The 16,075-nt window shown below is 68.4% G+C and carries 12 protein-coding genes; 7 read left to right on the top strand and 5 right to left on the bottom strand.

All coding sequences use genetic code 11. The features are described from left to right. Positions 1 to 8: 8 nt before the first annotated feature. Positions 9 to 1,589, bottom strand: coding sequence for a serine/threonine protein kinase (locus ENSA7_RS33795; RefSeq protein ID WP_146158452.1), 1,581 nt, complete (start codon positions 1,587 to 1,589; stop codon positions 9 to 11). Positions 1,590 to 1,594: 5 nt separating this feature from the next. Then, positions 1,595 to 4,942 carry a fused isobutyryl-CoA mutase/GTPase IcmF gene (icmF, locus tag ENSA7_RS33790; RefSeq protein WP_106093563.1) on the bottom strand — a complete coding sequence of 1,116 codons (3,348 nt, stop codon included), beginning with the start codon at positions 4,940 to 4,942 and terminating at the stop codon, positions 1,595 to 1,597. A 381-nt stretch (positions 4,943 to 5,323) separates the two neighbouring features. Here icmF and ENSA7_RS33785 point away from each other — a divergent pair, with 381 nt between their 5' ends. The 7 genes from ENSA7_RS33785 (at position 5,324) to ENSA7_RS33755 (ending at position 13,393) form a co-directional block, all read left to right on the top strand. Then, the gene (locus tag ENSA7_RS33785) at positions 5,324 to 6,724 is read left to right on the top strand and encodes a serine/threonine protein kinase (RefSeq protein WP_181234369.1); all 1,401 of its coding nucleotides are present in this window, start codon (positions 5,324 to 5,326) and stop codon (positions 6,722 to 6,724) included. 446 nt (positions 6,725 to 7,170) lie between these two features. Then, positions 7,171 to 8,349: a 30S ribosomal protein S1 gene (locus ENSA7_RS33780; RefSeq protein ID WP_106093535.1), complete on the top strand. Its 1,179-nt coding sequence runs from the start codon at positions 7,171 to 7,173 to the stop codon at positions 8,347 to 8,349. Between the two features lie 112 nt (positions 8,350 to 8,461). Then, positions 8,462 to 8,791, top strand: a complete 330-nt coding sequence (locus ENSA7_RS33775) for a hypothetical protein (protein ID WP_146158451.1) — start codon at positions 8,462 to 8,464, stop codon at positions 8,789 to 8,791. Continuing rightward, positions 8,788 to 9,321 carry a DUF6036 family nucleotidyltransferase gene (locus tag ENSA7_RS33770; RefSeq protein ID WP_106093533.1) on the top strand — a complete coding sequence of 178 codons (534 nt, stop codon included), beginning with the start codon at positions 8,788 to 8,790 and terminating at the stop codon, positions 9,319 to 9,321. Before ENSA7_RS33775 ends, ENSA7_RS33770 begins: the two co-directional genes overlap by 4 nt. Before the next feature lie 49 nt (positions 9,322 to 9,370). Next, complete coding sequence (locus tag ENSA7_RS33765; protein ID WP_106093562.1) at positions 9,371 to 9,889, top strand: DUF1993 domain-containing protein; 519 nt, start codon at positions 9,371 to 9,373, stop codon at positions 9,887 to 9,889. A gap of 111 nt (positions 9,890 to 10,000) precedes the next feature. Then, complete coding sequence (locus ENSA7_RS33760) at positions 10,001 to 10,807, top strand: hypothetical protein (protein WP_146158450.1); 807 nt, start codon at positions 10,001 to 10,003, stop codon at positions 10,805 to 10,807. Between the two features lie 42 nt (positions 10,808 to 10,849). Continuing rightward, on the top strand, positions 10,850 to 13,393 hold the full coding sequence (locus ENSA7_RS33755) for a glycoside hydrolase family 31 protein (protein WP_106093531.1): 2,544 nt from the start codon (positions 10,850 to 10,852) through the stop codon (positions 13,391 to 13,393). Positions 13,394 to 13,404: 11 nt separating this feature from the next. Here the strand turns inward: ENSA7_RS33755 and ENSA7_RS33750 are convergent, their stop codons facing one another. The 3 genes from ENSA7_RS33750 to ENSA7_RS33740 all read right to left on the bottom strand — a co-directional run bounded on the left by ENSA7_RS33750 (position 13,405) and on the right by ENSA7_RS33740 (position 16,032). Further along, positions 13,405 to 15,042, bottom strand: coding sequence for a hypothetical protein (locus ENSA7_RS33750; protein WP_106093530.1), 1,638 nt, complete (start codon positions 15,040 to 15,042; stop codon positions 13,405 to 13,407). A 168-nt stretch (positions 15,043 to 15,210) separates the two neighbouring features. Continuing rightward, entirely contained in the window at positions 15,211 to 15,762 is a 552-nt protein-coding gene (locus ENSA7_RS33745; RefSeq protein WP_106093529.1) for an alpha/beta fold hydrolase, read from the bottom strand. Next, positions 15,763 to 16,032 carry a hypothetical protein gene (locus ENSA7_RS33740; RefSeq protein WP_146158449.1) on the bottom strand — a complete coding sequence of 90 codons (270 nt, stop codon included), beginning with the start codon at positions 16,030 to 16,032 and terminating at the stop codon, positions 15,763 to 15,765. Positions 16,033 to 16,075: the final 43 nt, after the last annotated feature.

The following is a 16,075-nucleotide window of genomic DNA, read 5'->3' as shown; positions in this document are numbered from 1 at the left end:
CCGCTCGATCAGTGCTTGAACGGGTTCTTGAGATCGCTGGCGTCCTCGTCCTCGAACACCGGAGCTGCGTTGCTGCTCTCCGGGCGCGACGACGCGGACGAGCGCTTCGACGAGCGCTTGCCCGGCCTGGCCGGCGCGAGCTCGTAGCTGAAGTGCTTGTCCGCCCGGTTGGGGATGACCTCGATCTCCAGCGTCTGATACCCCTCGGCCTCGAGCCGCAGCGCGACGGCCTGCTCGGACAGCGGAAACTCGATGCCAGCCTCGGCGTCGCTGTAGCCTCGCAGCCCGCCGTCCTTGGCGTCGATGATCCGCGCACGCACGTTGGTCTCGAAGTGGATCGTCGCGCGCCCAGCCACCTCCGGGGTCGCGGCCTCGGCTGTCGGCGCGGGCGAGGTCGGCTCGGCGACGGCGGCAGGCGCAGCGACCACGGCTGGCTGATCGGGACCCGGCTCGGCGACGGGCGTCCGCGCGCCGAGCAGCACGATCGCCGCGATCCCACCCGCGAGCAACAACCCGCCGAGACCCAGCCACAGCCCGCGCGAGCTCCCGCTCGGCGGCGCCGCTGCGACGGTCACGGGCGGCGCCGTCATCGAGGCCGACGCCGACGCGATCGGCCGCGCGACCGACTGCCCCTGATAGCTCATGGCCGCGCTCTGGTCGGGTGCGGCGAGCCCCTCGTCCACGACCCCGACGGCCGCGGCCCCGGTCCCGACCGCCTCGATCGCGCCGATCAGCTCCGCCATCGAGTGAAACCGCAGCGCCGGATCCTTTTGTAGCGCCTTGAGCACGATCGCCTCGGCCTCGGGCGGGATCCCAGCGTCGGGCGCCCGCGCGCGCGGGGGCTTGGGCGCGTTGTACATGTGCTTGGTCAGCACCTCGCCGAAGTTCTTGCCCCGAAACGGCGCGCGCCCACACAGCAGCTCGTACATGATGATGCCGACGGCGTAGATGTCGACGCTCGGATGCCCCGAGTTGCCCATCGCCTGCTCGGGCGCCATGTAGCGCGCGGTCCCGAAGATCATGCCGGTCTTGGTGAGGCCCAGCTCGTCGTTCTGGGCCTTGGCGATCCCGAAGTCGAGCACCTTGATGAAGTCGGGGTCGCCCCCGCGCGTGACCCGAAAGCAGTTGTCGGGCTTCATGTCGCGGTGGATGACGCCGGCCGCGTGGGCCGAGCCTAGCGCCCGGCAGACCTGCACGATCAGATGCCGGACCCGCGCCCACTCGATCCGTTTCTCGCGCTTGAGCAGGACCCGCAGATCCTCGCCCTCGAGGTACTCCATCACGAAGAACACCGAGCCGTCGGGCGTGTCGCCGAAGTCGCTGATCTCGATCACGTTCGGGTGCGAGATCAGCGAGGTCGACCGGGCCTCTCGCAAGAACCGCTCGCGCAGGTCCGGGCGCTGAGCCACCTCGCGGTCGAGCACCTTGATCGCAAACTTCTTGCCGATCGTCGTGTGCTCACCCAGGTAGACCGTGCCCATGCCACCAGCGCCGATCGGCCTCAGCACCCGGTAGCGCCCAGCCAGCACCGTGCCGGTCAGGTCCTGGCTCACGTGGGCTCGTTGGGGATGCGGAGGCGCGTCGGTCATGGCGTTCACATGTTGCGGCGGTACTCGCCGCCCACTTCGAACAGCTTGCGGGAGATCTCACCGAGCGAGCACACCCGGGCGACGTCCATCAAGCACTCGAAGGTGTTGCCGCCGCTGAGCGCGACCTGCTCGAGCTTGGCCAGCGCGGCCTCGCGCTGATCGGCGTGGCGAGCCTGGTACGCGCGCAACCGCTTGATCTGATCGTTCTTCTCGTCGGCGCTGGCCCGCGTGAGCGCGAGCGCGTTGGCGACCTCTTCCCCGCTCTGCTCGGGGTTCTGGAACGTGTTGACGCCGACGATCGGCAGCTCGCCCGTGTGCTTGAGCCGCTCGTACTTGAGGCTCTCGTCCTGGATCTTGCCGCGCTGGTACTGCCGCTCCATGGCCCCGAGCACGCCGCCGCGCTCGTCGATCCGCAGGAATTCTTCGAGCACGGCCTCCTCGACCAGCTCCGTCAATTCCTCGACGATGTAGCTGCCCTGCAGCGGGTTCTCGGTCCTGGCCAGGCCCTGCTCCTTGGTGATGATCATCTGGATCGCCATGGCCCGGCGCACGCTGGCTTCGGTCGGGGTGGTGATCGCCTCGTCGTAGGCGTTGGTGTGCAGGCTGTTGCAGTGATCGTAGTAGGCGAACAGCGCCTGCAAGGTCGTGCGGATGTCGTTGAAGTCGATCTCCATCGCGTGCAGCGAGCGACCGCTGGTCTGGATGTGATACTTGAACTTCTGCGAGCGCTCGTCGGCGTCGTACAGGTCGCGCATCGAGATCGCCCAGATCCGCCGAGCGACCCGGCCGATCACCGTGTACTCGGTGTCGAGACCGTTGGAGAAGAAGAAGCTGAGGTTGCGGGCGAAGTCGTTGACCGCCATGCCCCGCGATCGGTAGTACTCGACGTAGGTGAACCCGTTGGCGAGGGTGAACGCGAGCTGCGAGATCGGGTTGGCCCCGGCTTCTGCGATGTGATAGCCGCTGATCGACACCGAGTAGTAGTTCTGCACCCGCTTGCGAATGAAGTACTCCTGAATGTCGCCCATCATCCGCAGGGCAAATTCGATCGAGAAGATGCAGGTGTTTTGGCCCTGATCTTCCTTGAGGATGTCGGCCTGCACGGTCCCCCGGACCTGACGGAGCGTGGCGTCGCGCAGCTGCTCGTACTCTTGCTCGCTGGGCGCCCTGCCCTGCTTGGCCGTGAACTGCTCGACCTGCTGATCGACGGCCGCGTTCATGTAGAACGCCAAGATGATCGGCGCGGGCCCGTTGATCGTCATCGACACCGAGGTGCTCGGCGCGCACAGATCAAACCCGGCGTAGAGCTCTTTGGCGTCGTCGAGGGTGCACACGCTGACGCCGCTCTCGCCGATCTTGCCCCACACGTCGGGCCGCTCCTCGGGGTCCTGGCCGTAGAGCGTGACCGAGTCGAACGCGGTCGAGAGCCGCTTGGCCGGCTCGCCCTCCGACAGATACTTGAACCGCTCATTCGTGCGCGCCGGGCCGCCCTCGCCGGCGAACATGCGCTTGGGATCCTCGCCCTCGCGCTTGAACGAGAACACGCCGCCCGTGAACGGGAAGTGGCCGGGCGGGCCCTCGAGCAGCATGTAGCGCAAGGTCGCGCCGGGCTCGTCGTCGCTCGGCAGCGCGACCCGGGGCACGCGGCTGTCCGACAGCGTGATCGTGTGGGTCGGGTAGCGGATCTCGCGGTCGCGGATCCGCATGACGTACTCGTCGGCGGCATACTCGGCCCGCAGCTTGGGCAGCAGCGCCAGGGCCTGGCGGGCGTCGCCGTCGAGCTTGGCCTCGGCCGCGGTGATCTGCTCGTCGAGCCAGGTCAGCGTGGCCTGACCCAGCGTGGCTGCAGATCCTGCCGCGAGCTCGCGAACGTGACGCAGGTGCGCGAGCTCCCGGACCGCGGTGATCTGCTGGCGAACCTTGGACTTGTAGGCCCGGACCGTGTGCACGACCTCGGCGAGGTAGTGGATCCGCGCAGGCGGGATGATGTCCCGGGTGCTCGACGCGATCGCGCGCTGATCCGCCGGAATGCCGGACACCCAGTCGGGATCGCCGAGCTCGCTCAGCTTGGCACACAGCGCCACGTACAGGCCGTTGACGCCGCTGTCGTTGAACCGGCTGGCGACCGTGCCAAACACCGGTAGCTGCTCGTCGTCGACCCCATGAAACAGGTTGCGGTTGCGGCGGACTTGCTTGCGGACGTCTCGCAGCGCGTCCTTGCTGCCCTTGTGCTCGTACTTGTTGATCGCCACGAAGTCGGCGACGTCGAGCATCTCGATCTTCTCGAGCTGACTCTGCGCCCCGTACTCCGCCGTCATCACGTACAGGCACAGATCCGCGAGATCATCGATCGCCGCGTCGCCCTGGCCGATCCCCGAGGTCTCGACCAGGATCAGCTCGTAGCCAGCCAGCTTGCACAGCTGCACGGCGTGCTTGGTCGCCGCCGAGATCTCGGCCCCCGACGTGCGCGTGGCCATGCTGCGCATGAACACGTTGCCGTGGCGGATGCTGTTCATGCGGATCCGATCGCCGAGCAGCGCGCCACCGGTGCGGCGGCGGGTCGGGTCGACCGAGATCACCGCGATCTTGCGGTCCGGGTTCTCGCGGGCGAACCGGGCCACGAGTTCGTCGGTGAGCGAGCTCTTGCCCGCGCCGCCGGTCCCGGTCAGGCCCAGCACGGGCACGTTCGGCACCGGGTGCGCCTCGATCGTGCTCAGCAGGGCCTCGCTCGCCTCGGTGGCGCGGCCGTCGATGTGATCCTCGAGCACGGTGATCAGCTGGGCCAGGCGCGGGACCCCCGGATCCGGATCGCCCTCGGCCAGGACCGGCCGGGCGGGCTGGACCAGCAGCTTGAACGCGGCGACCGGATCGGCGGGCGCGGTCGAGAAGTCGGCGCCCGCGATGATCATGTTGATCATCCCGTCGAGCCCGTGGCGGCGCCCGTCCTCCGGTGAGAAAATTCGGTTGATCCCGTACGCGTGCAGCTCGTCGATCTCGCGCGGCACGATGACCCCCCCGCCGCCGCCCCAGATCGTGATGTGGGGCGCCCCCTTCTCGCGCAGGAGGTCATGCATGTACTTGAAGTACTCCATGTGACCACCCTGGTAGGAGCTCACCGCGATCGCTTGCGCGTCCTCCTGGATCGCCGCGTCGACGACCTCGGCGGCGCCCCGGTTGTGACCTAGGTGGATCACCTCGGCGCCCTGGGCCTGTAGGATCCGACGCATCACGTTGATCGCCGCGTCGTGGCCATCGAACAGGGCCGCGGCCGTGACCACGCGGATCTTGTGGTTGGCGCGGGGGCCAGCGCTGGGTTCCGTGGGCGATTTCGCGGAGGCTGCAACCGTGGGCATGGGCACGGCCAGGGTACGGAGCCGGCCAACGCCGTACAAGCGTGAAACCGCGCGGGGGCCCCCTGTGCGAGGGAATTCGCGGTTTTTCGGGTGCCCGACCTCGGGCAGGGGTTCGCGAATGGGGCGCCCGATCTGCCGACAGAGGACTCACGGTGCCAGCGAAAAGCGCGCACTCACGCAAAGAAATACGAGCACTGAGGCCGCTGTGCCCTAAACTCTGCCCCGCTTTCCTGGAATACTTGGGCCAGGGCCAGACACCTGGCATCGATCCCGACAAGTCACGAACTTCGCCTTCCCATGCCTAAGCGATCAGAAGGGCGGCCACCTCAGCGGCGACCGCAAGCAGCCTCGGCCTCGCGTCGCGAAGCGTCGGGTTCGAGCATGAGCATGGAGATGGTGTTCAACGACGACGTCGGTCACAAGATTGCCGGACGCTACGACATCACCCGCGTCATCGGCGAAGGCGGCATGGGCGTGGTCTACGAGGCCTACGACACCCAGGTCGACCGCAGCGTGGCGATCAAGGTGGTGCGCAGTGAGTGCCTGTCCGACCGCAAGTTCCTGACCCGGTTCAAGCGCGAGATGGAGGTCACGACGCGGCTGCGTCACCCCTCCACGATCCGCGTGTTCGAGCACGGCTCCGCCGAAGACGGCCGGCCCTACATGGTCATGGAGCTGCTCACGGGCGAGAGCCTGGCCGAGCGGCTCGAGCGGGGTCGGATCCCCGAGATCGAAGCCCTGCAGTACGCCCGGCAGATCGCCGAGAGCCTGTCGGAAGCGCACGAGAACGGGATCTTCCACCGCGACCTCAAGCCCGACAACATCTTCATCGAGAGCGTCGGGGTCAGCACGGTCGTCAAGGTGTTGGACTTCGGCATCGCGGGCGGTCTCGACGCGACCAAGCTGACCCGCGCGGGCGAGGTGTTTGGCACCCCGCAGTACATGTCGCCGGAGCAGTGCAACGGCCTGCCGCTCGACCACCGCACCGACATCTACTCGCTCGGCTGCATCCTCTACGAGATGATCGAGGGTCGGCCGCCGTTCTCGGCCGAGTCGCCAATGGCGACGATGCTCAAGCACGTCAAGACCAAGGTCCCGACCCCGCGGCACTGCTGCCGCGAGACCGCCAAGGTCCTGATGATGGCGCTGCGAAAAGATCGCGGCAAACGGATCCAAGACTGCGGTCGGTTCGCCGGCCTGCTCGGCGAGTGCATCGGGGCCGCGCGCGCCCGCGACGAAGGCCGGCCCTCGCCCAACCCCGACGGCCCGCTGCGCCGCAGCTCCAACACGACCGGCCCGATCTCCGCGACCGACACCCCGATCGGAACCGGCGTCACCACCCCCGTCCCGATGCCGACGGGCCTGAGCACCGCGAGCAAGCTCGTCATCGGCGGTCTCGGCGTCGCCTTCGTGATCATCGTCAGCGCCATGCTGTTCGGGTCCAGCAAGACCGACGACGGCGATCCCGGCGCGATCGACACCCCGGGAATGGCCGCCTCCGACCCGAGCAAGAGCCCGATCGACGTCGACGACCTGCCCAAGAACCGGGCCATGATCGCCAGCAACGTCGAGGGCTCGAAGGTCTTCCTGGACGACGAGTACAAGTGCGACACCCCCTGCACCCTCGAGGTGCCCGTTGGTGACGCCCGCGACCACGAGATCATCCTGCGCAAAGATGGCTACATCGAGGTCATGACCAAGTGGCGGCCCCGCTCGGTCACCGAGCGCCCCCCGCAGCTCCCCGACCTCAAACCAGCCGACTACGAAGTCGAGCTGCCGTAATAGACCCCCACAGGCGGCTTCGCACTTCGCGGTCACTCGCTTCGCTCGCTCCCAGCGGGGTGGCTGTTTGCGACCGCATGTGTGGCCCCCTGGAAGGGGGCTCCGGTCTCGTGAGCGGGGGCTCGAGTCTCCGGCTTCGCACTTCGCGGTCACTCGCTTCGCTCGCTCCCAGCGGGTTGGCTGTTTGCGACCGCATGTGGCCCCCTGGAAGGGGGCTCCGGTCTCGTGAGCGGGGGCTCGAGTCTCCGGCTTCGCACTTCGCGGTCACTCGCTTCGCTCGCTCCCAGCGGGGTGGCTGTTTGCGACGGCATGTGTGGCCCCCTGGAAGGGGCTCCGGTCTCGTGAGCGGGCGCTCGAGTCTCCGGCTTCGCGGTTCGCGGCCGCGCTCCCCGCTCTCCAACCCGCCGGCTACGAAGCGGGGCTGAAATAGAGTACACACATCGGTCATGGCGCAAGATGAGGATTTCGCGGCGATGTTCGAGACTTCGCTGGCGACGGGCGGGGGCGGGACTTACAAGCGGCTCTCGACTGGCGACAGCGTGCAGGTCACGGTGGTGCAGATCGGTAAAGACGCGGTGTTCGTGGACGCTGGCACCCGGGCCGAGGCAGAGATCGCCCGCTACGAGCTGGAGAACGAGCACGGTGAGCTGACGGTCAAGGTCGGCGATCGGCTGCGCGCGACGGTGGCCGAGGGCGGCGACCACCCCAAGCTGGTGATGCGCTTCAACGCGGGCAGCGGGCTCGCGGGGCTGGAGACGGCGCTCGAGGCTGGGGCGCCGATCGAGGGCACCGTGACCAAGGCGGTCAAGGCTGGGCTCGAGGTTCAGATCGGCAAGATCCGGGCGTTTTGTCCGGCCTCGCACGTGCACATCTCGTTCACGCCCGACATCTCGATCTACGAGGGGCAGACGATGCAGTTCAAGGTGCTCGAGATCCGCGACAACGGCCGCTCGGTCGTGGTCTCGCGCAAGGCCCTGCTGCAAGACGAGCGGGCGATCACGGGCCGCGCGACGCTCGAGAACCTGAGCGTGGGACAGATCGTGGAGGGCACGGTGCAGGCGACCCAGCCGTACGGGGCGTTCATCGATCTCGGCGGCGTCGAGGGGCTGATCCACGTGTCGGAGCTCGGCCACGGCCGCGTGGATCGGGTCGAGGACGTGGTCACGGTCGGCGAGCAGATCCGCGTGAAGGTGCTGAGCATCGAGCAGACCGCCGAGGGGGCCACGCGGATCGGGCTGTCGCTGCGCCAGGCCACGCAGCTGGCCGAGGGCACCCAGACCGCCAGCGCCGGGGGCAACGACAAACAAGTCGTGGACGCCGAGGTCGTGAAGGTCGAGGCGTTCGGCGTGTTCGTCGAGACCGCGACCGGCGGCGGCGTCGTGCCCACCCGCGAGCTTGATCTGCCCCCGGGCGGCGACCCCCGCAGGGCGTTCCCGGTCGGCAAGCAGGTCCGGGTCGTGGCGATCGGCACCGACGAGAAAGGCCGCACGCGGTTCTCGATGCGCCGGGTCGAAGAAGAAGAGGCCCGCAGCAACTACCGGCAGTTCCGGGCCAAGCAGAGCGCGGGCGCGACCGACAAGGTCGGCAGCTTCGGCGACCTGCTCAAGTCCAAGCTCAGCGACTGAGCTGTTTTCAGCTTGGGCGAGGCTGTCTTCAGCTCGGGCGAGGTCTCTCCCCCCACTTGCCGGCGCGGCGAGGAGCCTCGCCCGAGCTGAAAACAGTTCTATGATGCTGCAGGTGGCGATCGACCCCCATCGCTTGGCTGAGGCTCGCAGCTTGGCCGCGCATCGGCTGATCGCCGCGCGACTCGCCGACGAGCCCGAGCTGGTGGACACGGCCCGGGCCCGCGTGGCGGCGTGGCTCGGCGATCGCAGCGTCGCGCGGGCGTACGCCGAGGCCTGGCGGGAGCTCCTCGCCAGGGATATCGCCGGGATCGCGGCGGCGATCACCGATCCCAGCGAGCACGGCCGCGCGCTGCGACAGTGCACGCCCTTCGCCGGGGCCCTCGATCCGCGCACGCGCTGGCAGCTGTGGGCGCGCGTCCGCGAGGAGCTCGAGGCGCAATGAAGCGCGCGCAGCTCGAGCACCTGATCCGAGCCTGCTCGACGATCGCCGAGGACGACGAGATCATCATCATTGGCAGTCAGTCGATCCTCGGCCAGTTCCCCGACGCGCCCGAGGAGCTGCTGATCTCGAACGAAGCCGACGTGTACCCGCGCAACTTCCCCGAGCGCGCCGAGCTGGTCGACGGGTCGATCGGCGAGCTGTCCCCGTTCCACCAGACCTTCGGCTACTACGCCCAGGGCGTGGGTGAGCAGACCGCAACGCTCCCGCAACAGTGGCAGCAACGCCTGATCCCGGTCGCCAACGCGCGCACCCGTGGGGCGACGGGCTGGTGCCTCGAGATCCACGACCTCGTGGTCTCGAAGTACGCGGCCAACCGCGAGAAGGATCGTGAGTTCGTGCGCGCGGTGATCCGCCACTCGCTGGTCGAGCGCGAGACGCTCGACCAACGTCTGCGCCAGACCGAGCTCGACCCCCGGCTGCGCTCGCTGATCCTAGGCCTGGTCGAGCAGGACTTTCGTGACGCCGCGTGATCCCGCTCGGGGATTGACCGACTCGCGCAGACGCTGGATCGTCGCGCCGATGTCCCTCTACCAACACAGTGTCGTCCAAATGTCCTCGATGCTCCGCAACCTCGACGGGTGCCTCGACAAGGCCATCGCGTTCGCGCAGGCCAAGGAGTTCTCAGCTGACGACTTTGTCGGCTTTCGCCTGGCGCCCGACATGCGGCCGCTCTCGTATCAGGTTCAAGTTGCCTGTGACATCGCCAAGTTCGCGGGCGCGCGGCTCGCTGGCGTCGAGGCCCCTTCCAACCCCGACACCGAGACGACCATGGCCGAGCTCAAGGCCCGGATTGCGTCCACGCTCGAGTTTCTGAAGAGCGTCGAGGAGCGCGCGGTCGATGGCGGAGCCGACCGTGAGGTTCGGCTGAGCTTCCTCCCCGGGATGGGGATCAAGGGCGCCGATTATCTGCGCCAGATGGCGATACCCAACTTCTACTTTCACGTGACTACGGCCTACGCGTTGCTGCGCTCGGCCGGGGTCGGTGTGGGCAAGCGCGACTACATCACCGAGCTGGCGCTGTACCCCGTCACCGACTGAGCAGCTCTCAGCTCGGGCCAGGCTGTGCCAGACACTGCGCCCCGTGGCCTGCGGCACTGCGAAATCTTGCGCACGTCCCGCGAGCCATGGCGGCGTGATAATTTGCCCAGCATGGAAAAGGTCATCGCACATTCCAAATGGGTGGTTCTGGCGATCGGCTTGGCGATGTCGACCGTGGTTGGCTGCGGGCTGTTCGACTCTGGGATCACCGATGGCGAGGTCTGCGACGCCGACAAGGACTGCACGTCAGAGGCGTGCACCAGCTACGGCCTGTGCTCCCACAGTCGCTGTGAGTGCCCGAGCGGAAACTGTGCCGAGGCCGGCGAGGTCACGTCGGACTGCCGCGATGGCTGGCGCTGCGTTGGCTACGACTCGATCCTCGACCCGCTGTTCGACCCCGTCAAAGAGTTCTTCGGCGCCAAGTCCAACGAGCACGACGGGTACTGCCAGCCGACCTGCGAGGCGGGCTGCCCCGAGCACTACGTGTGCGGCGAGGGCGGCGAGTTCTGCTCGCCGGACGAGGACTGGATCTATCCCGTGCCAACCGTGACGTGGACCGGCGACGCGACCGGTGAATTCAGCGGGCGCGACCAATCCACCACGGTCGTCATCGAGGAAGGGTCGACGCTGACCTTGACCGGGACCGGCAGCTCGCCGCAGGGCAACGCGATCGTCGAGTACAGCTGGGAGACCGTCTCGGGGGCCGCCGACTACATGGACTTCGCGGGCCCCACGATCGAGACCACCGTGCCGAGCGGGAGCTATCGACGGGTCGAGCTCAGGGTCGTCGACGACGCGTCGCGGTCGGGGATGGTCACCGTGATCTTCGAGTCCTGCCGCGGTGCGGGCACGACCTGCGGGTACGAGGGCTCGGGCTGCTGCAGCAGCTGTGACGACGCGAGCAACACCTGCCTGTGATGCCCGCCCGCGAGCGGGCGAAGAGAGGGTAAAACCACGGGCATGCGCCGCGCGCCGATCGTCCTCACCGTCGTGTTGGTCTCGAGCTTGGGGTGCAACACCGGCCCCGGCCCCGCGGTCGAGTCTGGCGAGACATCCGACACCAGCACGACCGGCGATGGCGATGGCGACGGCGATGGCGACGGCGACGGCGATGGCGACGGCGAGCCAGCGGAGATCACCCTCGAGTGGATCGAGGCCACCCCCGAGCTCCGCCTGCTCCGCGGCGACGAGGTCCTGCTCAGCTTCGGCCCCAACGCGTTCGCGCTCGGCGAGGTCGCGGCGATCAACGACAGCAGCAGCTACGACCCGCTGTTCGTCGAGCCCGACGCGTGGCGGATCGTCGCGTCGGCCCAGACGCTGACCAACACCCCCGAGCAGATCGAGGCCACGCTGACCTACACGAGCGGCGCCACGGCCCAGCTGATCGTCGATCGCCTGGCTCCCGGTCGCTACGAGGCCCGTTGGACCCCCAACCCTGGCGGGCCCGTGCACGCGATGCTGCGCTTGGCGCCCCAGGTCGACGCCGAAGAGGGCTTCTACGGGCTCGGCGAGCTGTTCGACCAGCCGGAGCACCGCGGGACCCTGCGCGCGCTCGCGCTCGAGTTCGATCCAACCCTCGAGAGCAGCAACAACGAGGCCCACGTCCCGGTCCCGTTTCTGACCGGGACCCGCGGCTGGGGCCTGTACATCAACGACGATCACGTCAGCAGCTTCGACGTGGCCAAGACCGCCAGCGACACGGTGATCGCCACGGTCGGCACTGGTCCAGACACGCCGAGCGGGCTGCACTTTTACCTGTTTGCCGCCGACCACCCGCTCGACATCACCGGGCACTACTACGCCGTCAGCGGCTACCCCCACGTGCCGGCCCCGTGGGCGTTGGGCCCGTGGATCTGGCGTGACGAGAACCAAGATCAGGCCGAGGTCGAGGCCGACATCCAGACCCTGCGGGATCTCGATCTCGCGACCTCGGGGATCTGGGTCGATCGGCCCTACGCCAGCGGGGTCAACAGCTTCGACTTCGAGCCCGCGCAGTTCCCTGATCCGCAGGCGATGATCGACCAGGCTCACGCGATGGGCCTGCGCTTCGCCCTGTGGCACACGCCCTACCTCGACGCCGATGATCCGGCCGTCGCCGCGCTCCGGCTCGAGGCCGAGGACAACGGCTACTTCCCGCCCGACACCGCGCTGCTGACCTCGAACTGGGACGAGCCGATCGACTTCACCAACCCGGCCGCGTACACGTTCTGGCAGGACCAGGTCCAGCTCTACACCAGCATGGGCGTGGAGGGGTTCAAGCTCGACTACGGCGAAGACGTGACCGTTGGGATCAACGGCGTGCGCACGGTCTGGAGCTTCGCCGACGGGTCGAGCGAGCGGACCATGCACAAGCACTACGCCCGCCTGTACCACCGGGCCTACCAGGAGCTGCTGCCGGACACGGGCGGGTTCCTGCTCACGCGCACGGGCACCCACGGTGATCAGGCCAACGTCGATGTGATCTGGCCCGGCGATCTCGACGCGACCATGACCCGCCACGGTGAGGTGTTCCAGCGCTTCGGCAGCAGCTACACGGGCGTGGGTGGGTTGCCAGCGGCGATCGTCGCGGGCCTGTCGCTGGGGCCGAGCGGGTTCCCGCTGTTTGCGTCGGACACGGGCGGCTACCGCCACTCGCCGCCGACGCCCGAGACCTTCGTGCGCTGGTGCGAGTACTCGGCGCTGATGCCCGTCATGCAGATCGGCACCAGCAGCAACGACGTGGCCTGGGAGTTCGACGACACGGTGCTCGCCGCCTACCGCGAGCTCACGCGCCTGCACCTGCGGCTGTTCCCCTACTTCTGGACCCACATCGCGGCGCTCAGCGACGGCGGGCGAGCGATCGCGCGGCCGCTGGGGCTCGCGTTTCCCGAGCTCGGCGTCCACCCCAGCTTCGACTACATGCTCGGCGACGCGCTGCTGGTCGCGCCGGTCGTCGACGCTGGCGCGGTCAGCCGCGCGGTCACGTTTCCGCCTGGACGCTGGATCCACTGGTGGACGGGCGAGATCGTCGACGCGGCCGGCCCCGGCCCGACCATTCAGATGATCGACGCGCCGCTCGGCCGCCCGCCCCTGTTCCTGCGGGCGGGCCAGCTGGTCCCGCTGCTGCGTCCGACGATCGACAGCCTCGCGCCGACCACCAACCCTGGCATCGAGCCCGGTCAGGTCGACTCGTACGCGACCGCGCCGGGGCGCCTGACGGTCCGGACCAGCGCTGGGCCCGACGCTGGGCTGACGCTGTTCGACGAGACCGTGCTGAGTCAGGCCAGCTCCGACGCGACGATCGAGCTGGCGGTCTCACCTGGCTCGGAGTTCGCGGCTGGGGTGAGCTTCGAGATCGTCGCGCTGGGCATGGCGCCGAGCGGCGTGTCGGATCAGCTCGGCGAGCTCGAGCAGCTCGACCCGGCGGCGCTCGCCAACGTCGAGCGCGGCTGGGCGTTCGACTCCGGGGTTCTACAGATCAAGCTCGAGACCGGTGCTCACCAGGTGGTCGTGGTTCGACGCTGACGCGGCTTGGGTTAGTTTTTTGTGCCCCGCCTCGTGCCACGACCGAGCATCGACCCGAGTCCGACGAGCCACAGCAGCCACGGTCCGGCCTTCCTGCTCGCCGCGACCCCGCATGTACAACCTGGCGGCGTGCTGATCGGCGTTGGTGCGACGCTCGCTGGAACGATGGGATCCGGCTCCGGCCCCGGAGGGGGCGGGTCACCGAGTGGGCGCAACGGGAGGCGCAGCGCCAGCGTCTGCTCTCCTGCGCTCATGTGCGCGACGAGCTCGAATTCGCTGCGCCCCTGCGGCAGCGGGGGATCGAACAACAGCCACCCGCCGACGCCTCGAGACGACCCGGAGCTCCACCAGCGCGCGACCTGACCGGGCTCGAGCTGCAGCGTTCGCGCGGCGCCCTCGGCAGGTGTCGCCACGACCTCGAGCCCGTCGAGTGACCAGGACGCGGTATCGTCGAACCAGCGCAGCTCGAAGGCTCGACCGCGGCGCTCGGCTGCCACGATCGGCGCGTCGAGACCGAGGTCGATCCCGTCGAGCAGTCCCGCCTCGCGTGCGCGCTGGGCCAGGCGGTAGCGTGTGCAAGGATCGCTCTCGACGTGGAGCCTTTGGACGATAGCCGCCCGCCACTGCGCGCTCGCGCCCGCGTCGCGCATCGCGACTGCGGCTGCGGCTGCGCGGATCCGTGGCTCGGGGTCGCTCAGCAGCGGCACCAGGGCGGCGGACGTGCTCGGCTTGCGCGTGGGCGCGAGATCCTCGGCCAGCAGCTGCAGCGCTGCCACGCGCCGCTCGAGCGCTCGACTCGGCGCGCCCGCGACCTCGAGCAAGACCGCGGGCCCGGGGTCGACCCGAAGCATGAAGAGATCGACGCCACCACGCACGCGGCTGACGCCATCGAGCGTCGCATTCAGGTCACCAGTGCTCCACAGTGCTTCGAGGATCGTGATGCTCGCGCGGTCACGAAAAAACGTGAAGTTGTGGATCTCGTACGGCTCGTCGTCGTCGCGACCCCAGCGCGGACCGACCATGTCGAGCAGTCGAGCCCGGCCCGCGGGCGAGTCGACGTCTGCGAGCGCGTCTCGTACCCCCGCGCCGCACTCGATCGCCTTTCCGAGCTCGGTCTCGAACTGCTCGCGGGTCAAACCCGAGCCGCCGCGTGGATCACCAAAGACGTCCCAGGGATCGTGGCCCTGGACGACGGCGGCGTAGGGGCCCGGATTATCGTGCTGCTCGAAGCGATAGGTCAGACCGTCGGCAAAGATCCGCAGGCCCGAAGGCACGAGGGTCCAGCCGGGGCGCTGGGCATCGGGTGCGTGGCGGAGAAACAAGACGACTTCCTCCGCGCTCGACCACTGCTCGAGCGGCGTCCAGCTGGGCGCGAGGTGGTAGGCGCCGTAGTCGAGTTCGACCGAGTCGCCGCGCTCGAGGGTGCCGGCGTAGGCGTGCAGGACTTCGTGGCGCCGAAGTTCGCTGTAACCCTGCGTGCGGACGCTGACCACCCGTGCCAACACGATCGCATCGCTCTCGAGCGCGAGCGAGCAAAGGTCGTAGTGGGTCATCATCGCCGCGCGGGCCTCTGAACGCGGGACCAGACCCAACGCGAACGCGACGAGTGCCCACCAGACCCACGAGATCCCCGCCACGCGAGCGCTCATCCTCGCGCAAACGTGTCGCACAGTGGGACGTTTCACGCGCGCGCACAAGCACCGGGACACCGCCTGGTACGAGCGAGTGATGGCCAACCAGGAGCTGAGCCCGGCGACCTGGCAGGTGTTGTGGACACATCTCCCTGTGTCCATGGGTCACGCAGCGCGCGGGGAAATCTAGTGATTCGTGGCCAGATACTCGCGCCAGCGCTCGGCCCAGCGCCGGTCGGGATTGCTACCCGAAGGCTCACGAAACCCCAGCGCCCGCTCGACGATCGGCGTGGCCTCGCCGTGGCGCTTGGCGTCGATCAGCGTGACGGCCTTTGTCTCGATGACCGCGATGTCGTCGGGGTGCTGCGCGAGATCACGATCGAGCCACTCGAGCGCCTCGTCGACCCGGCCAGACGCCACCAGCGGGAACGAGATGTTGATCGCCACGCGCCGGTCGGGATTGATCGCGTGGGCTTGTTCGTACGCCGCGAGATCCCGGGCGTGGGCCTCGACCGAGACATCGGCGCTGCGAGACAATGGCTGCGAACGACCGACCCCGCGATAGTCCCAGGCAATGACGCGACGGGAGCGGGCGAAGTGCTCGATCTGCGGCCACAGCCCCGCATGGTCGACGCCGATCCCCGTGGACATGACCAGCGGCGGGCCGTCACCAAACACGTAGTAGGCGACGGGGTGGCCGTCGAAGCTGGTTGCGAAGCGAGCGTTGGTCGCGGTCATTCATTTGCGCAGACGCAAGGCGCCGACCGACTGAACGAGGATGCCGCCGGGGATCAGCAGCATGACCACACACACCAGGTAAGCGAGCACGTGACGGTAATCAGCGTCCGCACCAAACGTGGCGCTGAGCCAGTCGAGCGTCCAATCGAAGGGGTTGTTGTCCCCCACCACCCACACGAATGGCAGTAAGAACACGGTGGTGAACACCACCCCCGCGAGCCAGCCAGGTGCAGCGCGGGCGCGATGTTGCAGATGTTCGAGGGCAGCCATCCCGGGGTTCGGTTGCGAGATGATGATCGCATGTGCCGGCCAG

Source organism: Enhygromyxa salina (assembly GCF_002994635.1).
GTDB classification, from domain to species: Bacteria; Myxococcota_A; Polyangia; order Nannocystales; family Nannocystaceae; genus Plesiocystis; species Plesiocystis salina_B.
The sequence above is the reverse complement of the archived record's forward strand: the minus strand, read 5'-3'. Positions and strand labels throughout refer to the sequence as shown.